This window comes from Flavobacterium sp. PL002 (genome assembly GCF_054165825.1).
Window position 1 is genome coordinate 3112775 of sequence record NZ_CM135110.1, and the last position, 26175, is coordinate 3138949.

General features: G+C 32.7%; 23 protein-coding genes. 9 read left to right on the forward strand and 14 right to left on the reverse strand.

Annotated features, from left to right (window positions below):
• The first annotated feature begins 285 nt into the window (after nt 1–285).
• The 7 genes from ACVEGE_RS13610 (at nt 286) to ACVEGE_RS13640 (ending at nt 7277) form a co-directional block, all read left to right on the forward strand.
• Nucleotides 286–1383, forward strand: a complete 1098-nt coding sequence (locus ACVEGE_RS13610) for a DUF695 domain-containing protein (protein ID WP_192500538.1) — start codon at nt 286–288, stop codon at nt 1381–1383.
• A 208-nt stretch (nt 1384–1591) separates the two neighbouring features.
• Nucleotides 1592–2131, forward strand: a complete 540-nt coding sequence (locus ACVEGE_RS13615; protein WP_192500537.1) for a lysozyme inhibitor LprI family protein — start codon at nt 1592–1594, stop codon at nt 2129–2131.
• Nucleotides 2132–2378: 247 nt separating this feature from the next.
• A complete protein-coding gene (locus ACVEGE_RS13620; protein ID WP_192500536.1) occupies nt 2379–3185 on the forward strand; it encodes an enoyl-ACP reductase FabI in 807 nt (268 codons plus the stop codon).
• Nucleotides 3186–3318: 133 nt separating this feature from the next.
• Nucleotides 3319–4317, forward strand: a complete 999-nt coding sequence (locus ACVEGE_RS13625; RefSeq protein WP_192500535.1) for a glycosyltransferase family 2 protein — start codon at nt 3319–3321, stop codon at nt 4315–4317.
• 1 nt (nt 4318) lies between these two features.
• Entirely contained in the window at nt 4319–4915 is a 597-nt protein-coding gene (gene coaE / locus ACVEGE_RS13630) for a dephospho-CoA kinase (RefSeq protein WP_192500534.1), read from the forward strand.
• 59 nt (nt 4916–4974) lie between these two features.
• The gene (locus ACVEGE_RS13635) at nt 4975–6558 is read left to right on the forward strand and encodes a sensor histidine kinase (RefSeq protein ID WP_173853016.1); all 1584 of its coding nucleotides are present in this window, start codon (nt 4975–4977) and stop codon (nt 6556–6558) included.
• A gap of 5 nt (nt 6559–6563) precedes the next feature.
• Nucleotides 6564–7277 (forward strand): response regulator transcription factor, encoded by a 714-nt coding sequence (locus ACVEGE_RS13640; RefSeq protein ID WP_173853015.1) that lies wholly within the window; start codon nt 6564–6566, stop codon nt 7275–7277.
• Nucleotides 7278–7484: 207 nt separating this feature from the next.
• Here the strand turns inward: ACVEGE_RS13640 and ACVEGE_RS13645 are convergent, their stop codons facing one another.
• From ACVEGE_RS13645 to ACVEGE_RS13690, 10 genes are all read right to left on the reverse strand, one after another.
• Complete coding sequence (locus tag ACVEGE_RS13645; RefSeq protein ID WP_173853014.1) at nt 7485–8225, reverse strand: acyl-[acyl-carrier-protein] thioesterase; 741 nt, start codon at nt 8223–8225, stop codon at nt 7485–7487.
• Between the two features lie 33 nt (nt 8226–8258).
• Entirely contained in the window at nt 8259–9176 is a 918-nt protein-coding gene (miaA, locus tag ACVEGE_RS13650) for a tRNA (adenosine(37)-N6)-dimethylallyltransferase MiaA (protein WP_192500533.1), read from the reverse strand.
• A 179-nt stretch (nt 9177–9355) separates the two neighbouring features.
• On the reverse strand, nt 9356–10183 hold the full coding sequence (locus ACVEGE_RS13655; protein WP_173853012.1) for an ion transporter: 828 nt from the start codon (nt 10181–10183) through the stop codon (nt 9356–9358).
• Nucleotides 10184–10202: 19 nt separating this feature from the next.
• A complete protein-coding gene (locus ACVEGE_RS13660) occupies nt 10203–11564 on the reverse strand; it encodes an exonuclease domain-containing protein (protein ID WP_173853011.1) in 1362 nt (453 codons plus the stop codon).
• 136 nt (nt 11565–11700) lie between these two features.
• Nucleotides 11701–12363 (reverse strand): YggS family pyridoxal phosphate-dependent enzyme, encoded by a 663-nt coding sequence (locus ACVEGE_RS13665; RefSeq protein ID WP_192500532.1) that lies wholly within the window; start codon nt 12361–12363, stop codon nt 11701–11703.
• A gap of 28 nt (nt 12364–12391) precedes the next feature.
• A complete protein-coding gene (locus tag ACVEGE_RS13670) occupies nt 12392–13606 on the reverse strand; it encodes a DUF1015 domain-containing protein (protein ID WP_192500531.1) in 1215 nt (404 codons plus the stop codon).
• Between the two features lie 73 nt (nt 13607–13679).
• Nucleotides 13680–14567 (reverse strand): 3-hydroxyacyl-CoA dehydrogenase family protein, encoded by an 888-nt coding sequence (locus tag ACVEGE_RS13675; protein WP_192500530.1) that lies wholly within the window; start codon nt 14565–14567, stop codon nt 13680–13682.
• A gap of 58 nt (nt 14568–14625) precedes the next feature.
• Complete coding sequence (locus ACVEGE_RS13680) at nt 14626–15591, reverse strand: Gfo/Idh/MocA family protein (RefSeq protein ID WP_173853007.1); 966 nt, start codon at nt 15589–15591, stop codon at nt 14626–14628.
• A 528-nt stretch (nt 15592–16119) separates the two neighbouring features.
• A complete protein-coding gene (locus ACVEGE_RS13685; protein WP_173853006.1) occupies nt 16120–16563 on the reverse strand; it encodes a hypothetical protein in 444 nt (147 codons plus the stop codon).
• 114 nt (nt 16564–16677) lie between these two features.
• Nucleotides 16678–17292, reverse strand: a complete 615-nt coding sequence (locus tag ACVEGE_RS13690; RefSeq protein WP_192500529.1) for an alpha-ketoglutarate-dependent dioxygenase AlkB family protein — start codon at nt 17290–17292, stop codon at nt 16678–16680.
• Nucleotides 17293–17590: 298 nt separating this feature from the next.
• On the opposite strand from ACVEGE_RS13690, the gene ACVEGE_RS13695 reads away from it, so the two are divergent.
• Entirely contained in the window at nt 17591–20074 is a 2484-nt protein-coding gene (locus ACVEGE_RS13695; protein WP_192500528.1) for a zinc-dependent metalloprotease, read from the forward strand.
• Between the two features lie 80 nt (nt 20075–20154).
• On the opposite strand, the gene ACVEGE_RS13700 is transcribed toward ACVEGE_RS13695, so the two are convergent.
• The 4 genes from ACVEGE_RS13700 to ACVEGE_RS13715 all read right to left on the reverse strand — a co-directional run bounded on the left by ACVEGE_RS13700 (nt 20155) and on the right by ACVEGE_RS13715 (nt 24995).
• On the reverse strand, nt 20155–21519 hold the full coding sequence (locus ACVEGE_RS13700; RefSeq protein WP_217424407.1) for a TIGR00341 family protein: 1365 nt from the start codon (nt 21517–21519) through the stop codon (nt 20155–20157).
• Nucleotides 21503–22690 carry a Na+/H+ antiporter NhaA gene (nhaA, locus tag ACVEGE_RS13705; RefSeq protein ID WP_192500527.1) on the reverse strand — a complete coding sequence of 396 codons (1188 nt, stop codon included), beginning with the start codon at nt 22688–22690 and terminating at the stop codon, nt 21503–21505. The genes ACVEGE_RS13700 and nhaA overlap by 17 nt, the downstream gene beginning before the upstream one ends.
• Nucleotides 22691–22974: 284 nt before the next feature.
• Nucleotides 22975–23970 (reverse strand): LLM class flavin-dependent oxidoreductase, encoded by a 996-nt coding sequence (locus tag ACVEGE_RS13710; RefSeq protein ID WP_192500526.1) that lies wholly within the window; start codon nt 23968–23970, stop codon nt 22975–22977.
• Nucleotides 23971–24206: 236 nt separating this feature from the next.
• Nucleotides 24207–24995, reverse strand: a complete 789-nt coding sequence (locus ACVEGE_RS13715) for a phosphatase PAP2 family protein (RefSeq protein ID WP_192500525.1) — start codon at nt 24993–24995, stop codon at nt 24207–24209.
• 397 nt (nt 24996–25392) lie between these two features.
• On the opposite strand from ACVEGE_RS13715, the gene yaaA reads away from it, so the two are divergent.
• Complete coding sequence (yaaA, locus tag ACVEGE_RS13720; RefSeq protein ID WP_192500524.1) at nt 25393–26151, forward strand: peroxide stress protein YaaA; 759 nt, start codon at nt 25393–25395, stop codon at nt 26149–26151.
• Nucleotides 26152–26175: the final 24 nt, after the last annotated feature.

Genomic DNA, 26175 nt, shown 5'->3' on the forward strand with positions numbered 1-26175 from the left:
AAAACTAATTTTCAGCTTTTTATTTTAGTAATGAATGTTTTTTTTATCAATAGTTTTCTGTTTGGATATTAAAAACAAAAAATAGGGTAAGGTGCTTTTAGAAACGATTTTAATGTACGGTATCGCCATTTGCTGTGTTTTTTTAATTAAAAAAAAGTAAGTGTAGGTACGCTCGATATAGAGAATGAAGTCGCTAATTGAGTATTCATAGTTAATATGATTTTTAATGAAATTTATTATATTCGTTTTGAAATAATTAGTCAATATTTAAATAGCAGGTAAAACATGGGTTTTTTAAAAAATATTTTTGCAAAAAAGGAAAGTACGATCAACACTTACGCAGAATTTTGGGATTGGTTTCAAAGTAATGAGCAACAGTTTTTTGAAGTCGTTAAACAACGTAAAAATATTGAGAAGGAATTTTTAAACAAAATAGCACCTAAGCTAGCTGAACTGCAAGAAGGATTTTATTACTTAACAGGCATGTGTAATGATACAACTGCTGAGTTGATTTTAACGCCAGAAGGAGTTGTAAAAAATATTGCCGCTGTAGAGGAATTAGTTAAAGCGGCACCAAAATTAACCAACTGGAAATTCACAGCCTTAAAATCAGAGACAGCTATTAAAAATATCCAAATTAACATGGGGGATTACGTTTTTGGAAGTGAAAACCTTTCCTTTTATGCAATTGACCACAAGAAATATCCTGATGAAGTAGATATTGTAATTGTTTACCATGATTATAAGGAGGAAGATAAAGCCTTAATCTTGAATGGAACTTTTGTTTTTATTGATAATTATTTAGGTGAGCTTAATTCGGTTACAACAATTGATAATATGATAGTGATTTCAAAGGAAGATGCACAAGAAACATTGATTCCGATAGAGAAATTAAAGGATTATCTTATTTGGAGAGAAAAAGAATTTGTAGAAAAATACAGTGGACACCGCTACAATACAGAGAATGATGGTTATTCTAGTATGGAAGCGGAGCTTGCTAACGGAAAACCATTGATTGCGATAGTAAATGCTACCTTGTTAGAGTGGGAGAGTAAGGCATCACATCCTTGGATATTTAATGTTTCAATTACATTTGATGGTGCTAATAATAACGGCATGCCGAATAGCGTAACCTATGAACTACTAAATCAATTAGAAGATGAAATTAGGGTTGATTTGAAAGATGAAAACGGATACCTCAATATAGGACGTCAAACTGCTGATGGGGAAAGAGAAATTTACTTTGCATGTAAGGATTTTAGAAAGCCAGCCTTAATAATGAATAAACTACTTCAGAAATATGATGGAAAATTGAATATTGATTACGAAATGTATAAAGATAAATATTGGCAGTCATTTGAACGATTTAGATTAGAAAAGTAAATCTAACTGAAAATAAACTACATAGAATTAATAATTACAACAGAAGTACCCTACAAAAGACAACTTCTATTTTTTTTTAATATAATTTTAGGCATCAATTTTAGATCATTTTACTACTTTAGTTTCATTGTTAGCATAAAGCTTAATTCACTTCGATTAAAAATTGCTTTTGCTCTATAAATTATAAAATCACCTCTAAAAGATACTTATGAAATCTAGATTGCTATTATTTTTATTGTTATCAGCAACTTTTGTCAATGCGCAAGAAGGACTTACTCTAGCAAAACTTGCCGAAATTGAAGTCCAAGTTGATAAACAAGCCCTTAAATTTAAAGATTCATTAATTAAAAGAAATGCAGGTGCTGATTTTTCATTAGACAACGAATTTGAAACAGATATTTACCGTGCTGAAAAATTGGCAGATAAAAAAGTAGAAGTTGATTACTCTACTGCAGGAATGACTTCAGCGATAGTGGATCTTAATAAGGATTACAATAAGTTGCTAAATAAGTATTACGCTATTTTGATGAAAAAATTACAGCCTAAAGATCAAGAGAAATTAAAAATTTCTCAAAGAAATTGGATAAAATTTAGGGACAGTGAAGACGAGTTAATTGGTATTATCACAAAAACAGAATATTCAGGAGGAGGAACAATTCAGAGTAATATTATGGCTGGTCGTATTAGCGATTTGACTAAAAGTAGGTTGTATTTTATAAAAGGACATCTTAATCAATTTGTAAATTAGCAGCTGCTTTGTATGATTTAATAAATAATTAAAGAGCTGTTACCTACCCCCGACAGTAGTGGCATCTTGCAATTTAGAAAAACAAGGCTTTTGTGCCGTAGTTTTTGTTAATTGGAAATATAGCGAATGGCGGGACGACTGTTTCTGCAAACTATAACTATTGTGGTCCTAATAGCAAAAAAGGAAAGCTGTTTGCAAGCCAATAATGGATTGTGTACTTTTGGATGTTTTTATAAAATAGTGAACTATGTATAATTTATTAAAAGGAAAAAGAGGAATCATTTTTGGCGCTTTAGACGAAAGTTCAATTGCTTGGAAAACTGCTGAACGCGTACATGAGGAAGGTGGTATATTTGTATTGACAAATGCTGCTGCTGCAAGAAGGTTAGGTAATATCGACGCATTGGCTTTAAAGACAGGTTCACAAATTATTGATGCTGATGCAACATCAGTTGCTGATTTAGAGAATTTAGTAGATCAAGCGGTGGATATTCTTGGGGGTAAAATTGATTTTATTTTGCACTCTATCGGGATGTCAGTGAATGTTCGTAAGGGGAATCACTATACGAATCAAAATTATGATTTTACTGAAAAAGGGTGGAATGTCTCTGCGGTTTCTTTTCATAAAGTAATGCAGGTTTTGTATAAAAAAGACGCCATGAATGAATGGGGAAGTATTGTTGCTTTGTCCTATATGGCGGCACAACGAGTTTTTCCAGACTATAACGATATGGCTGATAATAAAGCTTTTTTAGAATCGGTTGCTCGTAGTTTTGGTTACTTTTTTGGTAGAGATAAAAAAGTACGTGTCAATACAATTTCACAATCTCCTACGCCTACAAGAGCAGGACAGGGAGTGAAAGGTTTTGATGGATTCTTGTCTTTTGCTGATAAAATGGCTCCATTAGGAAATGCTTCGGCGCTAGATTGTGCTAATTACACCGTTTCAATGTTCTCTGATTTGACTAGAATGGTTACGTTGCAAAACTTATTACATGATGGCGGATTTTCTAATGTAGGCGTTAGTCAACATGTCATGGAAATGTTTGAGTAGTAATGAAAATTATATATAATGTTTAGTAAAACCATCACTATATTAGTGGTGGTTTTTTTATTGATATTGTTAAAAAGTATATCTTTGCGCCCTTATTTATCCCTTTTATTTTAACTAATACCACATAGTATTTATGTTGTTTTCTTTGATTATTCCTGTTTATAATCGACCAGATGAAGTTGATGAGCTTTTACAAAGTTTAGTGCAAACTGATTATAAAGCCGCTTTTGAAGTTGTACTTGTTGAAGACGGTTCCTCAATACGTTGCGAAGATATTGTTCAAAAATATACAGATCGCTTGTCTATTTTTTATTATTTTAAAGAAAATTCAGGTCCTGGTGATTCACGAAATTACGGAATGCGAAAAGCAAAAGGAGACTATTTTATCATTTTTGATTCGGATTGCATTATTCCGCAACAGTATTTATCAGAAGTGGATAAAGCCTTGGCGAATAATTATGTAGACTGTTTTGGTGGTCCTGATAAAGCTTTGGATAGTTTTTCGGATATTCAAAAAGCAATTAATTTTGCGATGACCTCCTTTTTAACTACGGGCGGAATTCGCGGTGGATCTGAAAAAATTGACAAATTCCAACCCAGAAGTTTCAATATGGGGATTTCAAGAAAAGCTTTTGAAGCCTCAAATGGATTTGGAAATATTCATCCTGGAGAGGACCCAGACTTATCCATACGTTTATGGAATCTTGGTTTTGAAACCAAACTCTTCCCGAATGCGTATGTATATCATAAGAGAAGGATAGATTGGGAAAAGTTCTCAGTGCAAGTAAATAAATTTGGTAAAGCAAGGCCAATATTAAATAGTTGGTACCCTAAATACAATAAATTGACATTTTTCTTTCCATCGGTATTTATACTTGGATTTGGATTAGCGGTTTTATTATTGGTTTTCACCTATGACATTTTATTGAAATTGTATTTCATCTATTTTATAATTATCTTCCTTACTGCTAGTTTTCAAAATAAAAGTATCAAGATTGGTTATTTATCAGTAGTTGCTGTTTGGAAACAGTTTTTTGGTTACGGTACCGGTTTTATAGAATCGTATGGTAAAGTGATCCTTTTAAAGCAAAAGCCACAAGAAGCTTTTCCTGAATTATTTTTTAAATTATAGTATGACAAAAATTATTGGACTAACAGGAGGAATTGGTAGTGGTAAGACAACAATTGCAAAATATTTTTTGTTGTTAGGGGTTCCTATTTACATTGCCGATGATGAAGCTAGGACAGTTATGCAGTCAGAAATCTTAATAAAAGCACTAAAAAAAGCTTTTGGAGGACATATTTTTGAAAATAATACCCTTAACCGACAAATGCTAGCCGACATTGTGTTTAATGATCCAGATAAATTACAGCAGTTGAACGCAATAGTTCATCCTGCTGTTAGAGAACATTTTGAGGAATGGCTTTTGTTACATCATAATCAGCCCTATATAATTTATGAAGCGGCTATATTGTTTGAAAGTGGAAATTATAAAAACTGTGACCAAATTATTTGTGTTACAGCACCTTTAGAGTCTAGAATTCAGCGTGTTATTGATCGAGATGATTCTAACAGGGAATTAGTGCTAAAACGCATTAATTCGCAATGGACGGACGAAATGCGTGTCGCAAAAAGTGATTTTGTTATAGAAAATGTTGATCTGGAGTCGGCAATGTTAAAAGTCGAAGAAATTCATAAAATTTTATTGATTAAACAAAACAGCAACTAGATGTTAATGTTTGGTTAATAGATTATCATTCATACTGTTAAAATGTTAATTTTGTTCTGATGAATAAACTTTTTTTTAGGTTACTGGTTTTATTGATGAGTTTATCCTTAATTGGGATAATACTTGTACAAGTATATTGGTTTAATAATTCGTTCAAGAATAATGACGAACAATTTAAATTTCATGTAACGCAAGTTATTGGTAACGTTGCTGATAAATTGCAAAAACAAGAAGCTTATACATTTTATGATAGATACAATCGAATTAAGGACAGTACGGGTAAAATTCCTAAAAAAGAGGACCTGACTGAATTTTATTACGTTCAAAGAAATACAAAGACAAACAAGACAATTGTTTATTCTAATAGTATTATATCCGAAGATTTTGATATCTCTGCCTCACTGTTCAATAAAAAGTTCAGTAATGAGAAATTTAAAAATTTTAGTTCTAAAAGAGTAACTGAAGTTTATAATAATAACGGAGTTGATAAATCTAATTTACAGCAGAATTTACTTCCTGACGTTACTATTGAAAAATCAGGTAATCTGGATGTATTAGACAAAGTGCAGTTCGAAATTTCATACAAAGATATTGCAGCAGCAATGCCGCTAGATGAAAGAGTTTCTAAAGTTACATTAGAGAAATTAATAAAAAAGGAGTTAGAACAATTTGGTGTTAAGACAAAATTTGAATTCGGAATTTATAGTAATGGTATCGCCACTGCAATTAAGTCAGCCGATTTTAAATATGATAAAGAGACAACCTATTCTACTCCAGTTTATACTGATAATGAAGGGAACGAAAAATACAAGTTATTGGTTAGTTTTCCGCATAAGAAGAAATTTTTATTATCAGAGTTAATAAGTTTAAGCGTTCTTTCAATTATTTTCACATTAATTATCCTCATTGCTTATTCGAGTGCATTGAATCAATTAATACGTCAGCGTCAAATTTCTGAAATCAAAACAGATTTTATTAATAACATGACACATGAGTTTAAAACACCTATTGCAACAATAAATCTTGCTCTAGATGCTATAAAAAACCCAAAAATAATTGATGACCGAGAGAAGGTAATGAAGTATTTGCAAATGATTCGGGATGAAAATAAACGCATGCATGCTCAAGTTGAAAATGTATTGCGAATTTCAAAACTAGAGAAAAAAGAATTAGATATTGAAAAAGAATCGAGTGATGTTGTAGAGGTGATTAATGATGCAATAGAGCACGTTAATTTAATTCTTGAAGATAGAGGAGGAGAAATAGTAAGCCACTTCAATGCAGCTAGAACAACGGTTTTAATCAATGAAGTACATTTTACAAATGTACTGGTTAATGTTCTTGAAAATGCAATTAAATATTCGCCAGATGTGCCACATATTGAAGTTTTTACAGAAAATATAAAAGACATGATTCTTATAAAAGTTAAGGATAATGGATTAGGAATGAGTAAAATAGCTCAAAAAAGAGTGTTTGAAAAATTCTATAGGGAACACACTGGTGACATTCACAATGTAAAAGGGCACGGTTTAGGATTAGCTTATGTAAAGAGAATTGTAGAAGACCACAATGGTCAAGTTTACGTAGAAAGCGAAAAAGGAAAAGGAAGCACATTCATAATAAAAATACCACTAATAAATTAAGAAATATGGAAACTATAAATAAAAAAATACTTCTAGTAGAAGACGACCTTAACTTTGGGGCAGTATTAAAAGACTATTTAATGCTTAATGACTTTGAAGTTATTTTAGCTAAAAACGGAATGGAAGGTTTTGAAAAATTCAAAAAGGATACTTACGATTTATGTATTCTTGATGTAATGATGCCTTACAAAGACGGATACACATTGGCTAAAGAAATTAGAGAAAAAAATAGCGAAGTGCCTATTATTTTCCTAACGGCTAAGTCGATGAAAGAAGATGTGTTAAAAGGATACAAAGCAGGTGCTGATGATTACTTGAACAAACCTTTTGACTCTGAAGTATTGTTGATGAAAATCAAAGCAATTATTCAAAGAAAATCTTCTGATGTTAAAACAGAGCAAGTACAGTTTGAATTCAATATTGGTAAATTCCACCTGAATTCTAAATTGAGATTCTTGACTTTTATGGATCAAGAGCCTATTAAATTGTCTCCAAAAGAAAATGAATTATTAAAAATGTTGATTCTTCACGAAAACGACTTAATGCCAAGAGAATTAGCATTGACTAAAATTTGGAGAGACGACAATTACTTTACTTCAAGGAGTATGGATGTTTACATTGCTAAATTAAGAAAGTATCTTAAGTTAGATGAAAATGTAGAGGTACTAAATATTCACGGTGAAGGATTTAGATTAGTTGTAAAAAATAAAACGGTATAATCAAAACAGTATAAATAGAATAAAGGCTTCGAGAAATTGGAGCCTTTTTTTTTGTAACTATTCCTGCCTTACATTACAAGATTTCTCATAAAAAAAGAATTTCCAATGACTAAAAAAGAGCTTCCGCTGGTCGCTTTTTTTAATCAGGAAATTCATTTTTTTTATTTCAAAATGCTTTTCATTGCAGTCAGGGTTAATGCAATCCTGCTATTTAAGATTAAGTTGTAATGCAAAACTGTTTTTGTCTTCCTTAGAAATACTAAAGATAATAGCATCATCGGCCACATTTTCATGAATAACAACTTTGTCTTTTAAAGATAATTCTTTTAAAAAATTCATCTCAAAACTTTTTATCTTCTGACCTAAGATTAGCTTTGCATCCATAAGATCAATACACCATTCTAGATATTTAACATTATTGACATGATTGACAATATCTAAATCAGATAAGCTTACTGTTTTTTCAAAAAGTTCTTCTTTCTCACTACTAATATTTATTTTAGAAAAACCTGCTACAGTTGCTTTCTTTTCAGGGTATAACTCAAAGTGTTCATGAGGAAGACTCAACGCTTCTGGGCGACGTCTTTCAGTATTGAAAACAGCCCAAAAAGTCTCTGATCCTATAATTTTTTTTCCGTTAACATGAACTTCTAACGCACGTATAGAACGAGAGTTTTCTAAAGTATTGATCCATGTAGTTACTGTTACAATATCTCTCCATTTAGGTAAAGCCGCAACTTCTACACGCATTCTACTTAAAACCCAAGCTTGATTAAATTCTTGCATATCCGAAAAACTAATTCCACCCATGTCAGAATGTGCAGCAGCAGTTAATTGTAAAATATTGCATAAATCAGTGTATTTTAAATAGCCATTAGGCATGCATTGCGAAAAATTGATCTCCCAGTCTTTACTTAAAACAGAGGTGAAATTTGGACTTATTGGCATGAAATAATATTGTTTTGTAGTAAGGTGTTGTGTTTAGATTTTCGTTTTAATATAATCAAATATTGTTTGGTAAGGTGTTTCAAAATCAAACCATTCGGTTTCTTCATCACGCTTGAACCATGTTAATTGGCGTTTAGCAAAACGTCTAGTGTTTTTCTTGATTTCTTCAATCGCAAATTCTAAAGTAATTTCTTTGTCAAAATAACTGAATAATTCCCGATAACCTACCGTTTGTAAAGCATTCAAAGCCTTATTTGGATATAATATTTTGGCTTCGTTAAGCAAGCCTTCATTGAGCATAATATTTACACGCTCATTTATGCGGTTGTACATTACCTTCCTATCGGCTTCCAAACCTATAACAATAGGAGTGAAGTTGCGACTGTTTTTCTTTTGGTTTAAAAAAGAGGAATATGGTTTTCCTGAACCCAAACAAACTTCTACAAAACGCATCATACGTTGTGGGTTTTGCAAGGTTTGTGGATTGTCTACAGTCAAGAATTCGTAATAATTATTATCAAGAGTTTTTAACTGCTCTTGTAAATAATGAATTCCTAATTTTTCATATTGGGCAGTTACCGTTTCTCTGATGGTACCATCAATTTCTGGAAATTCATCAAAGCCTTTTAAAACGGCGTTGACATACAGTCCAGATCCGCCTACCAGAACTACATAATCATTAGTTATGAATAATGCATCAATTTTTGCGATGGCTTCTTTCTCGAAATCACCTACAGTATAATTCTCGAAAATTGATTTATTCTGGATAAAATGATGTGGTGCAGCAGCTAATTCTGATGTAGAGGGAACTGCAGTACCAATGGTCATTTCCTTAAAAAACTGTCGGCTATCGCAAGAAACTATTTCACATTTAAAATGATTTGCCACAAGAATACTCAGGGCAGTTTTACCAATAGCTGTAGGTCCAATGATGGTTATTAAGTGTTTCATATCTTTTTTTAGCCCAGATAATAATGGAAACCCCGGACGCCTGCAAGTTAGTATTTCTTACCGAAAAAGAGCGCCTTTAGAAGCTCCTTTTATGGTTTAGAAATACAAATTGCAAAGGAGGAGTTGTAATGGATAGCTGGAAATAGCTCCTAATTAGATGTATTTGTTTGGGTTGTAATTTAAAGTTCATGTCCGCAATTATGGCAAAAATTTGCTTTAATGGGATAATCTTCTGCTCCACAACCTACGCAAGGATTTTGAGAGTTAGTTGAGGGTTTCTGACTGTTTTTAGCGATTTCGGCTGTTACAATACCGGTAGGCACCGCGATAATACCGTACCCTAAAATCATTACAAACGAGGCAATAAATTGACCTAAAGGGGTAACAGGCGAAATGTCACCGTAACCCACCGTGGTGAGCGTCACAATGGTCCAGTAGATACTAGCAGGAATACTGGTGAAACCACTTTCTTTACCTTCTACAACGTACATAATTGAGCCGATTATAATGGTTATAATAAGCACAAAATAGATGAATACCACGATTTTGCCTCGACTTGCATTAATGGCTTGTTTTAATTGCACCGACTGATTTGTAAACTGTGGATGGTTCAAAATCTTAAATAATCGCAACAATCGCAAGGAGCGAACCACACTAAAAATACTGGTTCCTACAAAGAAAATAGACATATACATGGGTAAAATAGCGAGTAAGTCAATAATACCGTAGAAACTAAAGATATATTTCCAGGGTTTGTTTATTGAAATAATGCGCAAAAAATACTCCAAAGTAAAGAAAATGGTAATTGCCCATTCAAGAAAAACGAGTTCGGAATGGTATTTTAGATCAAAAGAAGCTACGGTTTCCATCATTACTAAAACCACACTGAGTAGGATGAGTCCTAGCAGTATTAAATCAAATAAACGTCCCGCTTTAGTGCTTGTACCATAAATAATGATATGCACTTTTTGCCTAAAGATCTCGTATTGTGATTTGCTTTGGTTCATTTATAGCAATGAAATTAGTTTAGAACTTTATAATTTTATGGCTTTTATCTCTCCTTAGGTAACCTTGAATAATATTTTTAGTATCGCGGTTATTTTGCATTGGGATCAAAATATTTTTCAGAATATCGATTTTGTTAATTTGATAGTTTAAGTCATAAAAAGCATAACCTTTATAGATTCCGTTTTCGATAAGTACAGCACTGCGTTCGCTCACTTTTCTACCGCGGTCAATAATCACCATGTTTTGGCTTTCAAACTCACTATTAGTAATAAAATCTTTTACTCTAGCATTATATTCTTGTGGAGTGATTTCACCAATACAAGCGCCGTCACACTCTTTAATTTTATATTGAAAACAGGCGGCTTTACTTTCGTATAAACCAGTAAGTTTTTGACATAATTTATATTTTTCGGTGATTTTAAAAAGTACATTCTTGCCTTCATTAAGTGTTGTAAATGAGGTGATTTCTTTTTTTCTACCGTCGGCCTTTAGTAATTTTAGATTTAGATAACCGTTTTTATCCATCTCTGGATATAAAGCCCATTGAAAAATATTTTTTCGTTGTGCACGGTTGTATCTGGGTTTATGAATCTTAATTTCTTGACTTTCTTTTAATAGTGCAACAAGTTCACTACCAGTTTCCTCGTAAGTCACGGTAAAAACTTCGGCTTGAATTTTTTTAGCACTAGTGGTTATTCCGGTAAAGTGCTGATTGATTCTTTTTTTGATGTTTTTACTTTTCCCAATATAAATAAGATCTCCTTTTTCATTGTGAATATAGTAAACCCCCGTTTTTGTGGGAAGACTATTAATGATGTCTAGTAATTTAGGCGCAATTCCTTTTTCAATTTTTAGTTTGATAAAGTCTTTTACAATTTCCTTGTCAACATCTTTTTCTAACAACATTTGGAACAATTTGACTGTCGCTAATGCATCGCCACTTGCACGGTGCCTGTCAGCCATAGGGATTCCTAAAGCACGTACTAATTTGCCTAAACTGTGTGAGGGTTGTTCAGGTAATAATTTCTTTGATAACTCTACTGTGCAAAGTGTTTTCATGGTAAAATCATATCCTAAACGTCTAAATTCAGTTCTTAAAATACGATAATCAAAGTCGGCGTTGTGGGCTACAATAACGCAATCATCAGTGATTTCAATGATGCGTTTGGCTATTTCATAAAACTTTGGGGCAGATACCAACATCGAATTATTAATCCCGGTTAGTTTAACTACAAAGGGCTGAATAGGAATTTCAGGATTCACTAAACTAATGAACTGATCCACGATTTCATGACCATCATATTTATAGATGGCAATTTCAGTGATTCCTTCCTCGTTAAATGCGCCTCCAGTTGTTTCTATGTCTAATATTGCGTACAAATTTTTTTGTTTAAAGTTGAGGATTAAAGTGTTCCATTTTTAGTTTTTTTTAATTTTCAAAAAACGACGCTTTTAGGCTATTGCTTGGGCTTATAAGCCAATTGAAATTATAAATCAGAAACGCTTTAATCATAAATCAATTTCTTCCTCCAAAGATACTGCTTCCTACACGAACCATGGTGCTCCCACATTCAATAGCTTGTTGGTAATCACCAGACATTCCCATTGAAACAGTACTTAACTGGCAGTTTTCAGTAGACTGATTTTTAAATTCATCATAGAGACTTTTTAAATGCAAGAACTCTTTTTTAACTTGGTCTTTGTTATCTGTGAATGTTGCCATCCCCATTAATCCAATAACCTTAATGTTTTTCATTTCGTGAAAAGCATCAGATGCTAGAATAGCTTGTAGTTCGGTTTTATCAAGGCCAAATTTAGTTTCTTCTTCAGCGATATGTATTTGCAATAAACAAGCAATTATGCGGTCATTTTTTGCTGCTTGTTTGTTTATCTCTTGTAATAGTTTTAAGCTGTCTACACCATGAACTAATTGCACAAACGGTGCCATAAACTTCACTTTATTTGTTTGTACATGTCCTATCATGTGCCATAATATGTCTTTGGGCATTTGCTCCCATTTGTCAGCCATTTCCTGAATTTTATTCTCACCAAAGATACGTTGCCCAGCATCATAAGCTTCCATTAAATCAGAAATAGGTTTTGTTTTAGACACAGCAACAAGGGTTACGTTTTCAGGAAGTGTTGCTTTTATATTTTGTAAATTACTTGCTATTGCCATGAGATGCTTTTTATGCTATTGTTATTTTCTAAAGTTCATAAACTACGATTCCGCTTCTAAACTTAGGTTCAATATACGTACTTTTTGGTGGCATAATCAAATTATTATCTGCCAGAGCCTTTATTTCATTAATATTAGAAGGGAATAGAATGAATGCTACTTCAAAATCGCCTTCGTCAATTTGCTTTTTTAATTCTAGAATAGATTGTTTACCAGAGACATACTCAATGCGCTCGTCATTACGCAAATCTTTTATTGCTAAAAGAGGTAACAAAACCATATTGTAAATTATTTGTGTGTCCAGACTTTCTAGAGCGTCAGCAGTATTTTTAATTTCGTTTTTAAGTTTTAAACTATAAAACTCATGATCAAGATACATCCCAAATTCATGTTTTGCAGCAGGTTGATACGGCTGTTGGTATTTATTTTCGACAATAAAATTTGTATTTAATGCGGTAATAAAATCCAGTTTGCTTAATCCATTTAAATCTTTAACTAAACGATTGAATTCGTAAATTTTAATGTTGTTTTCAGAAATTAAATAACTCAATAGATGTGCTTTGTTGTCATCATTTGGATTTTCTTCGGATAATAATCGCGCTGCTTCAGTACGATGGTGTCCATCAGCAATGTAAAGCGAGTCAATCTTAGAAAAAATAGTTTGAATCCAATTGATTTCTAACGAATCATCTATTTTCCATAAATAATTAATCTCTTTTTTTGTAGTCGAAAATTCAAGATCAGCTAATTTTTGCGTTTGATTATAAATCCATTCCTCAATTTGTTTATTATCCGGATAAGTCATTAAAACGGGCTCCGTATTAAACGCTGAATATTTCATGTACTCCTTGAGTAATCGTACTCTAAAAGCCAAGGTTTCTTCGTGTTTTTTAATTTTATTATTGCGGTAATCGTCAATATTAGCGCCTACAATTATTCCGGTAAAAGATTGTGTTTTAGTTACAATTTTATGAATGTATATTGCGGGTTTTTTATCCTTTACTAATATGTTTTCGGTTTTAAAATCTTGGTATTTTTGATGGACTTGTCGGTATCTTTTTTCAAAAGTAACCGTTTCTTGGTTGTTATACGCTGGTTTTATAACATGTAAAAAAGACAATGGATTAAAATCTAATTGTGCTGCCAGCTCTGCAGTGACATACTCTTCATAAGAACGACAAGTTACTAAGCATACCTTATCACGAGTAGGACGAACGGCTTTAAAAGGAATTATTTTTGCCATAATGGGTCAAGAATAAAAGTCCAAAAGTAGTAGGAGACTTAAATTAAGTCAGACTACTTTTGGACATTTTAAACTATATAAATTGTTTAGAAACTTTTTCCGCTTTTTTGCTTTCGGCGTAGTCATAAAAACCTTCACCAGATTTCACTCCTAATTTTCCTGCACGTACCATATTTACTAATAATGGGCAAGGGGCATATTTTGGATTTTTGAAACCATCATACATTACATTCAAGATAGCTAAACATACGTCTAGACCAATGAAATCAGCAAGTTGTAAAGGTCCCATTGGGTGTCCCATTCCTAATTTCATAACCGTGTCTATTTCATAAACTCCAGCTACTTTATTGTATAGTGTTTCAATCGCTTCATTGATCATTGGCATCAATATTCTATTAGCCACAAAACCAGGATAATCGTTGACTTCAACAGGAGTTTTCCCTAATTTTTCGGATAAAGACATGATGTTTTTAGTTACTTCATCGCTTGTATTGTATCCACGAATGATTTCGACTAATTTCATGATGGGCACCGGATTCATAAAATGCATTCCTATAACGCGTTCAGGATGTGTAACTACTGCACCAATTTGAGTTATTGAAATAGAAGATGTATTTGTTGCTAAAATAGTATTGTGAGCACAAACTTCATTTAATTGCTTAAAAATCTCCAGTTTTAATGCTACATTTTCAGTAGCCGCTTCAACAACTAAATCAGCACCTACAACACCATCTTTAATATCAGTGTAAGTGATAATATTAGTTATTGTTTTTGCTTTATCTTCTTGAGAAATAGTTCCTTTTGTAACCATTCTGTCAAGGTTTGCGGCAATAGTTGCCATTCCTTTATCTAATGATTTCTCTGAAACATCGATTAGTTTTACGGTAAAACCGCTTTGTGCAAACGTATGAGCAATTCCGTTACCCATTGTTCCTGCACCTATTACTGCTATTATTTTCATTTAAAGTATGTTTAATTTTAAAGTTTTCTCGTTTAACTTTTAAATCCGAATTGTATTTTTATTTATCGAAACAATCAATAATTTGGTAGGCTACTTTTAAAGCGGCTGTTGCTTGTTCTAAAGTCACCACTGGCGTTGTGTTGTTTGTAATTGCATCTGCAAAAGTTTCTAATTCATCTAGTATTGCATTGTTTTGCTCTACATCAGGATTAGAAAAATAGATTTGTTTTTTGACTCCTTCTGCATTTTGTAAAATCATATCAAAATCACCAGGTACTTCAGGTGCATCTTTCATTTTTACAACTTCACATTTTTTCTCTAAGAAGTCAACAGAGATGTAGGCATCTTTTTGAAAGAAACGTGTTTTTCGCATGTTTTTCATTGAAATTCTGCTTGCTGTTAAATTAGCAACACAACCATTTTCAAATTCGATACGAGCATTTGCAATATCGGGCGTATCACTTATTACCGAAACTCCGCTGGCGCTAATATTTTTTACTTTTGACTTTACTACACTCAAAATCACATCAATATCGTGAATCATTAAATCCAATACAACTGGTACATCAGTACCACGGGGATTAAATTCAGCCAAACGATGTGTTTCAATAAACATTGGGTTTTCAATCATGCCTTTTGTAGCAATGAAGGCAGGGTTAAAACGCTCTACGTGTCCTACTTGTCCTTTAACGTTATACTCATTAGCTAGCGCAATAATTTCATCAGCTTCCTCAATAGTATTCGAAATGGGTTTTTCAATAAAAACATGTTTCCCTGATTTGATGGCTACTTTAGCACATTTATAATGCGATAATGTAGGAGTAACAATGTCGATAACATCAACAGCATGAATAAGTGAGGCTATTGTACTAAAGTGTTTGTAACCAAATTCTTTAGATATTTTATCGGCATTTTCTTGATTAGGGTCGTAAAAACCAACTAATTCATATTTTTCAGATTGTTGTAATAGTCGTAAATGTATTTTTCCTAAGTGACCAGCACCTAATACTCCAATTTTCAGCATAATGATGTAATTTGTACAAAAATAGGAATTAATACTAACAATAAATAAGGAATTATTACAATTATTAGTGGAAATTTCGATTCATAAAACAATCTAAATTATAATTGAAATGAGTACAATATGATCATTTTTAAATAAAAATTCTGATTTGTCAATTTTTAGCAATAGTAGATTATATTTAAATTTCGTGATTTTAAGATTCACTAATAATTTTACTAAAATTAGAGGCACTTATGGTAAAGCCTTCTTTTAAGTAAAGTGTATGAGCTTCTGTTCTAAAGGAGCCACTATCAAGGTGTACTGCTTTACAATTGTTTTTGACTGCAATAGTGTAAACGCGATTTTAATAGTAACTCTTTTTTCTTGTTTTAAAAGTATAAGAAAATTTTAAAAAAGCTCCGTACTGCACTAATAAATTATAATTTTAAAATACTAAACTGAGGTTAAGTATGTTTATAAAAAAACTTATGCTCGATAAAATCGAGCATAAGTTTTTTTATATTTAATAGCACTTGCTACTGAAGTTATTTAATCTACAATAATAGCGCTTTTTGCTATGGTACCTTTAGATAAATCAACAGTATAGTGGGATTGACTTTTCCAAACATAATCTGTACCAACTTGTTCAAAAACTTCAAAATAGTAAGTTTGAGCAATTTTATTTGTGATTAATGCAGTCAAATCAAAAAATGAAAATCCGTTTGCGTCAGTTGTAACCTCCATTATTGTAGGTGGTAAACTTGCTCCATTTATAGGTTGTGTATCAAACATTACAATTTTATAACCTGATTTTACAGCTCCCGTTATTGTAATTGCTGTTAGGCTTACTTCGGTATTTGCATTTGTACCTGGTTCTAAAGTTGTCTCAGGAGAGTAAGCTTCGGGTGAATTTGTGTCATCTTGTTTTGAACAAGAAAAGAAGAATATCGTTATAAATACTAGTAATATGGTTTTAATAAAATTTAGTTTCATTTTATTTTTTGTTGCTGGTTTATAAATGACTTTTGGCTGTAATTTGATAAGACAAATAACCAATTAAAAAATTACTTTAACAATACCTAATGTAACGTTTTTAAAAATAAACTATTATGAACCAACAACAATAGCTCTAAAAGTAAGATTAACGCGAGGCTTAGTAATCAGTTTAGTAGGAGGCAGGCGATGTAACCAGTGGCTTTGTGTTTGATCTTTCATGACGAGTAAACTTCCGTTTTGTAAGACTCTAGTTATTGTTTCTTTTGTTGTTTTGTGTTTAAAAGCAAATTTTCTTTCAGCACCAAAACTTAACGAAGCAATTGCACCATTTTTTTTTAGATCTTTCTCGGCGTCACTGTGCCAAGCCATACCTTCATTACCATCATGATATAAATTGAGTAGGCATGAATTATAAGTTTCACCCGTTTTATCTTCGGCTATTTTTTTTAATTCTATTAATTCCTTTGTCCACGGCAAGGCTTGTTTTGTGGTGTTTGAATAAGTGTATTTAAACGGAATATCACCATACCAAGCTACTTTTCGTTTGGTAATAATTAGTTTACCAAAGATAATTGCTTCATCATTTTTCCAATCAATAGTTTCGAGTAAGGCTTTCAAATATTCATTTGCCTTTGCTACTGTCATTAATGTGCCGTAATAATTTACGGTGCCGTCATGTGGTAATAAATTGATGTCTTGATCCGGTTGGGTACTGAATAAATCCATTTTGCTTGTTCGTTTTTAAAAATCAAAGTTCGGAAAATGTTTTGAATTTTTAGGAGCTGTAGTTGCAATTTTATTTCTTTTTAAACGCGATTTGCGTGAGGGGGTGTAGTGAAAATCCTCCCGTTTTTTCGGGAGATTGTAGCGAAAAACCCGACCTGTAAGGGCACGCCCAAATACTAGATAAAGAGGTAGTGAAATTAAATGTAATCGTTAATTATACGTTAAATAACTGCAAAAAATGCAGAATAGCCTAGCTTAAATTTATTTTTGAGATTGATTAATCATTAATAACCAATAAATGAGAAAAATATTCATTTTGACGACTTTGGCTGGATTTTTATTTGTGCCAAACATAACAGTTGCCCAAAAAGAGTGGCATAAACGCGAGAAAAAGAACAAAAAAACAGAAGTAGTTGCTCCTGCAGAAAAAAAACCTGAGACCACAATTAAGGAATACAGCAAGGTGATTACTAAGGATGCAATCTCTGATCCGGGTTTGTTTACGGTGCATAAAGTTGATAAAAAATACTTTTTTGAGATCCCAAATGCACTACTTGATAAAGACATGTTGCTGGTAAGTAGGCTGTCTAAACTACCATCTAATTTAGGTGGAGGTTATGTAAATGCGGGTTCAGAAACGAATGAGCAATTGATTGTTTGGCAGCGTTTTCAAGATAAGATTTTAATAAAAATAAAGTCCTATGCCGCTGTTGCAAATGATAGTTTGCCTATTAGCATTTCGGTAAAGAACAACAATTACGAACCTACATTATTTGCTTTTGATATTGTGGCTTTTAGCAAAGATTCCTTGAATACAGTAATTGATGTGACTAAGTTTTACAGTACTGATGTAAAATCAATCAGCGGAATTTCATCAAATATGCGGGAATCTTACAAGGTCAAAGGTTTAGATGAATCACGTAGTTTTATCAATACCATGCGTAGTTTTCCTATGAATATTGAAGTGATTCAAGATTTTACTTACAATGCGGCCAAACCTCCTGTTTTACAAGACTCTGAAACGATAAGTGTGCAAATGAATCAATCGATGATTTTATTGCCCGAAAAATTAATGCAACCACGATTAGCTGATCCTAGGGTAGGCTGGTTTACAATGAGTCAGTACGATTATAATAGTGAAGAACTAAAATCAGATAACAAAACGTACATTCGCCGATGGAGGTTAGAGCCTAAAGATCCTATCGCTTACGCAAAAGGGGAGCTGGTAGAGCCAATCAAGCCAATTGTTTATTACATTGATCCTGCAACGCCTGAAAAACTACGAAAATACATCAAAGCAGGAATTGAAGAATGGCAAAAGCCATTTGAAACAGCAGGTTTTAAAAATGCTATTATAGCTAAAGATCCTCCTACTAAAGAGGAAGATCCTGATTTTAGTCCTGAAGATATGCGCTATTCTGTAGTAAGATATGTAGCGAGTACTACTCGAAATGCAGTTGGACCAAGTATCTCTGACCCAAGAACAGGTGAAATTATAGAAAGTGACATTATCTGGTACCACAACCACTTGCGTTCGTATAGAAATCGTTACTTATTAGAAACTGGAGCAGCAAACCCAAGTGCAAGAACGTTAAATACCAGTGAAGAAGAAATGGGCGAAATGATGCGTTTTGTGATAGCTCATGAAGTAGGACACGCGCTTGGTTTTCCGCACAATATGGGTGCAAGTTGCGCTTATGATGTGGAGAGTTATAGAGATGGCGAATTCACGCAAAAAAACGGAATAGCAGCTAGTTTAATGGATTATGCTCGTTTTAATTATATTGCCCAGCCAGGTGACAAAGGTGTGCGATTTATTCGCCAGATGGGACCTTACGACCATTATGCTGTTAATTGGGGGTACCGAATGATTCCTAACGTTACATCCCCAGAAGCTGAAGTCGCTACTCTTGATCAATGGATTTTAGAAAAAGCGGGTGATCCAATTTATAAATATGGAAAGCAAAGCAGCAGTTTTGATCCTAGTTCACAAACGGAAGATATAGGAAATAATGCTATGAAAGCGAGCACATATGGATTGAAAAACCTGCAATATGTAGCAGCTCACCTCGCTGAATGGACAAGTGACACTACTAATAATTATGAAGATTTAAGTGAATTGTATAGTGAGCTTCTAGGAGTGTGGGGGCGTTATATAGGTCATGTTGTGACTAATATAGGTGGGGTACATGAAGATACTAAAAAACCAAACCAAAAAGGAGCTGTTTATTCAGTAGTTTCAAAAACCCAGCAACAAGAAGCAATGGCTTGGTTGCAAGAAAATGCTTTTGCATCACCTACGTGGTTGATCAATATGCAAACATTACAAAATACCGAGTATGCTGGTTATACAGATCGTTTTAGAGCTGTGCAAGCGCGTCACTTAAATTCATTGTTGAGTTTTGACCGTATTGGTCGCTTAATGGATGCTGAAGTTCAAGGGCCTAATAATTACAAAGCCTTAGATTTATTACGCGATATGCGTCAAGGAATTTGGAAAGAGGTTAGTGCTGCTGCAAATGTGACTATTTATCGCAGAAATTTACAAAGAGCTTACATAGAAAGAATGGCGTATTTAATGCAAGAAGAAATCAAATCAACAGGTAGGGGAGATGATTATTATAATGTGTCACAATCTGATGTGAGAGCTTTAGTTAGGGGAGAATTAAAAGCCTTGAAAACACAATTAGCAACCGCTAAAAATGGAGCTTTGAATACTGAAACGCGTTACCATTATGATGATTGCATAGCACGTATTGAATTGGTATTAGATCCTAAATAAGCTGATATTATTATTGATAACACAGTTTTAGAATACAAAAAGTCCGCTCTAGAGCGGACTTTTTTATGTTTAGTAAAATGTTATTTCTTTTTAACGACTGGCTTTTTAGTTACAGTTTCTAGCTTTTTGACTACTTTTAATGGTTGTCTGTAAAGCTCTATTTCTTTTTTAGAAAGGCGTTGCTGCAACCAGTTAGTAAGTTTTATGGTGTTTTGGTCATTTAAAGGTAGCTTACTTTTATAAATCAATACCGGAATGGTACTTGTACTGTCAGTACTTTCATTAAAAGTATGATTAGAAACCGCAATGTTTTCTACCTCTGGAAATAAAATTCTAATTTCTCCAAGCAATGCTTTGTTATCGTATTTATTGGCTTGAATTTCTTTCTTAAGACTTAAAATGGCAACATCTTTTTCACTCAATACAGACTTGTTGTATTTTATTTCGTTTAATATATCCGTTTTTAAGTCGGTTGTATCTTGAAGTACAGTCAGTTTAGTATTTGGAATATTATACTCTTTTAACTTCTCGTTAAAGCCTTTAATTTGTTTGTCGGTAAATTTTTTACTTAAAAAACCAAGCTCTAATTTTTTAGGACTTTCGGTAAATTTTGTTTTCTTATATAAAATGGCAATTCCTTTGTTAGAGAATTCATTTTCGATAAAAACATCTATTTGATGTTGGTAATTTTTTTGTTCGAATAATTGGTAAGCAAAATAGATGCTTGGCAATATCAAAATAGTGATTAACGTAGTAATAATGTATTTTACTTTCTTCTCATTTTTTTCCTCTAATTGTTTTTTCTTAGGGTATTTTAAGAAAGTAACAATGAAAAAGGTTGAAATACAAATGAATACACAATTGATAGAGTAGAGGTATATTGCCCCAAAAAAGAACTTCATACTTCCTATTGCAATACCGTATCCTGCTGTACACAACGGAGGCATTAATGCAGTCGCAATAGCAACACCAGGAATTGGATTCCCTTTTTCGACTCTAGTAATTGCAATTGCCCCTACTAAACCACCTGAGAAAGCAATTAGAATATCATAGATATTAGGTGCTGTTCTAGATAGTAATTCAGGTTGCGTTTCCTTAAACGGACTAATATAAAAGTAAACTGCTGATACAACTAGACCTACTACGGTTGCTACTAAAAGGTTTTTTAAAGACTTTTTTAGCAAATCAAAATCAAAAATACCCAGTCCAAAACCAGCACCAATAATTGGTCCCATTAATGGAGAAATAAGCATCGCACCAATAATTACGGCTGTTGAGTTAACATTTAACCCAATAGAAGCAATAACAATAGCACACGCTAAAATCCAAAGGTTTGAACCTCTAAAGGAAATATTAGATGTTACATTTTCTAATACCCTGTATTTATCATCTTCTCCCGCGTTTAAGTTGATGTAATCAAGTAATTTATCAATTAGTGCTTTCAATTTTTTCCTGTTTTAAGGTACTTTTTAGTAGCATGAATCCTAAAAGACCAGCTACTAATGAAGATAATAAGATCACAAATTTAGCATTATTTATGATAGTTTGATCATCAAAAGCAAGTAGGGTAATAAAAATTGACATTGTAAACCCTATTCCACCTAAGAATCCAACACTAGCAATGGTTTTCCAGTTTAAATCAGCTGGCAGTTTACAAACATCTAATTTAACTGCTAAAAAGCTAAAGAAGAAAATACCTAGTGGTTTTCCTACTATTAATCCTAAAGCGATTCCGATGCTGTAATGCTGCGCTAATGTTTCTCCAATATCAGAACTAACAATTATTGCGGTATTTGCTAAAGCAAAAAGAGGCAAGATAAAGAAACCTACTGGCTTGTGTAAAGCTCTTTCTAATTGTGAAAAAATAGAGTCTTTTTCACCATTGCAAAACGGAATTGTAAAGGCAAGTAATACTCCTGTAATTGTAGCGTGAATACCTGAATGTAGCATAAACCACCACATAACAACTCCACCAAGTAGGTAAAGAGTTAAGCTACGTACTTTCATACGGTTCATTACAAGTAAACCAGCAAATACAGCTAATGCAATGAATAAATTCAACCATACGATTGTTTTTGTATAAAAAATAGCAATTACTAAGATCGCTCCTAAATCATCAATTACAGCTAGAGCGGTTAAGAATATTTTTAAAGAAAGAGGCACACGATTTCCTAAAAGGGATAAAATTCCTAATGCAAAAGCAATATCTGTAGCCATAGGAATTCCGGCTCCTGAATGGGTAACAGTACCGTAATTAAATAGTAAATACAATCCTGCAGGAATAAACATTCCGCCTATTGCTGCAAATATTGGTAATAAAGCATCTTTAATATTTGATAATTCTCCGTTATTAATCTCCCTTTTTAATTCGAGACCTATCAATAAAAAGAAAATAGTCATTAAACCATCATTAATCCAATACTCAAGGCTTTCTCCTGCAAATTTGCTGTGCCAAGTGTGTAAATACTGGTTCCCAAATATAGAATTTGCCATGATTAACGATACTAAAGTACATGCGATTAAGATTAATCCAGTTGCTTTTTCATTATCAAAAAATTCTTTAAATAAGTCTCCATTATAAATTTTCTTAATGGTCTTCTTCATTTTTCTTTTCATGTGCACGGTCTTTATGTATTTATTTTTGACAGATGATGTCAATTAGTATTAGGTTATGTGGGATAATTACCCGATTTACAAAAATAGGCAAATTGTTAGTAAACCACCCGTAGTTATTCATAAATATTAACCAATTTTTGGCTTTTTTATATAACAATAGCACAACAGAAATTTTGTTTTATTGAATTTTCATCAAGTTTAACTCTAATTTTTCTGTTGTGCTATATTAAAAACCGACTAAATAATTAGTGCTTAATGTATTAGGTTTTTATTTGTATGTTTTATTATTTTTCTTGTAATTCTTTTACAATTGCATACGATTTTAAGCGGGCATCATGATCATAAATGTGGGATACAATCATCAATTCATCTACTTGGGTATCGTTTACAAAGTTTGATAAAGCCTCTTTTATTTCAGTAGGGCTTCCCACAAAAGAATATTCTAAAAACTGTTGCATCACTTGTTTTGCTTCGTCAATAACTTTAAAATTAGGATCTGCGGGCTGTAATGGTTGGCGGTTGTTTGTTAGAATTCCCAAGAAAATTTTTTCCATTGAGGTGGCTAGAATTCTAGCTTCTTCATTTGTTTCAGCCGCAGTTACGTTAACGCAAGCAATAACGTAGGGTTCTTTTAAATGTACTGAAGGCTTAAAATTATTTCTATAGATAGACAATGCTTGTTTTAATTGTTGCGGAGCAAAATGACTAGCAAAAGCATATGGAAGTCCCATTGCTGCAGCAAGTTTAGCACTATCAGTACTAGAACCTAAAATCCAAATAGGAATATCTAATCCCTCTCCTGGAATTGCTCGTACAGCCGCATGGCTATTTTCTGCCGAAAGGTATTCTTGAAGTTCTTGAACCGTTTTTGGGAATTCATAAGCAGCTTGATCATTTCGCTGCAATGCTCTAGAAGTCAATTGGTCTGTTCCAGGTGCTCTTCCTACTCCTAAATCAATTCTTCCAGGAAATAATGTGGCTAAGGTGCCAAATTGTTCTGCGATCATTAACGGGGAGTGGTTAGGCAGCATGATTCCACCAGAACCTACTCTGATTTTTTTAGTATTTTCGGCTACATGAGCGATTAAAATACTCGTTGCTGAACTGGCAATGTGCGGCATGTTGTGGTGTTCAGCTAACCAGAAACGGTGGTAATCTAACGACTCTGCTTTTTGTGCTAAACTCACACTATTTTTAAAAGATTGTGCTGGTGTTTTACCTGCAAGAACTACAGCTAAATCTAATATGGATAATGGGATTGTATTGAAATTATTTTTCATATTTGTATGTTCTAAAGACTATGCTAACTACTATTTACGGCCAGTCTGTGTTACTTTAAGAGTTCCTTTTTTAGAGAATGAAAAAAGAATTTATGTAGTAGTACAAAGATACATAAAGGCTGCTTTTATTGGGTTGTTAGAAACCTAATTGTTTGTTAATAAGCGGCAGTTTTGAAATAGGAAAAACAATCTACTTTAAACCCACAAGAGGTAGTTTAGAATAGTGTAAATTATATTTATTTTAAATTTATTACCATACTTAATCCGCCTTGTTTGCCATTGTAAAAAGGAACAACCATGGTTGTGTTGTTGTTAATAGTAGCAGCATTTATTTCGGGATTTTTATTTTTTTTGTTTAATAGGGGGAAGGTCCAATAAGCGATTTTAGTACTTAGAATTCCTATTCCAGCACCCATGGCTACATCTGTCAGCCAGTGACGATCGTTGTAAATTCTGAAAATACCCGTACCTGAAGCTACAATGTACCCTGAAATTCCGTACCAGATAGAAACATCTTTGTACTCTTGCCATAAAAACTCCGCTCCTGCAAAGGCGGTTGCCGTGTGACCAGATGGAAAAGAGTTTTTACTGCTTCCGTCAGGACGTTCAATTTTTGTGGAAGATTTTAAAATTAATACCGTAGCCGACATTAGTAAAAATGAAGAACCTAGGATAATACTTCGGTCTTTTAAATTGTGTTTTCCTTTAATTCCCATTGCATTCAAGCCATAAACAGCTGCTGCAGGAGCGTATTGTGAAAAGTCATCAATAGATATTTTGCGATCTATATTCTCAACCACTTCTTCACTGATTTCGCTATTAACCCCTTTAATATAGTCACTTTCTATCCCAATAAGTCCATAAGACATAAGTGCGACAGGAACAATAAGTTGCTTGTAGCTGAAATTATTTTTTTTAGAAATAGCAACGTTTACAGTGTCATTTTCTACTTGCATTTGTGCCTGGATCGTATTTATAAAAATAAGATTTAGCAATAGTACTACAACATTTTTTATACGAATCATTTTATTTTTATTTGAAATTAATAAGTTTAAAAGACAGCTAATTATGCTTTAATTATTCATTTTAAAATAGGGATAAAAGTAGCTGATTAGGTAATTCAAATAGTGTCATTATTCTTAAGGCTTGATTAAGATTAGTAATGACTTTTTAGAATTTTCAATGTTGGTTAAAGAAATGAAGAATAGTTTTTTTTGGCTGTAGCCAAAGCTCTTTTTTTGTAGTAAAAATTACTTTGTCTTATTAATAAAAACTTTAGAACCAGACTGAAATGCTACAATTAAGTCGCCTATATTTAAAATTTCTATTGCCTTATTAAACAATTCAATTTAAGGCTTCCTGTTTTTTAGTTTTCAATTTGTATTTTTGACTTATATTAAAACAACCAGAAATATTCTGACTATGAAAATTGTAATATCACCGGCTAAGTCTTTAAATTTTGATAAAGAATTGCCTACCACTAAATATACGGAGTCTTTGTTTTTGAAAGAATCCAGACAAATCCAGAAGGTTTTAAAGAAAGAATCTCCAAAACAATTGTCTGAACTAATGCATATATCTGATAAGTTAGCTGACTTAAACTGGCAACGTAATCAAGACTGGAAAACGCCTTTTACTATTGAAAATGCACGTCCTGCAATTTATACTTTTGATGGAGATGTTTATACTGGTTTAGATGCATATTCTATTCCTTCCAATAAAATTGATTTACTACAAGATCAATTACGAATTTTATCGGGTTTGTACGGTGTTTTAAAACCTTTGGATTTAATCCAAGCTTACCGTTTAGAAATGGGAACCAAATTGCCTATTGATGAAGCAGCAAATTTATATGAGTTTTGGAAAAAAACAATTACTAATAGCTTAAACAAAGAGTTGGAAGATGACGAGCTGTTTGTAAATCTTGCTAGTAATGAATATTTTTCGGCAGTAGATGTAAAAGCATTAAAAGTTCCTGTAATTACACCTGATTTTAAAGATTATAAGGATGGAAAACTTAAAATAATTAGTTTCTATGCAAAAAAAGCACGCGGAATGATGGTGCGATATATTATTGATACAAATGCTAAAACTATTGATGACTTAAAAGGATTTAACTACGATGGTTATCAATTTGATGCTAATCTTTCTAAGGATAATCATATTGTATTCACACGATAATGTAGGATATTCGATAAAAAAATA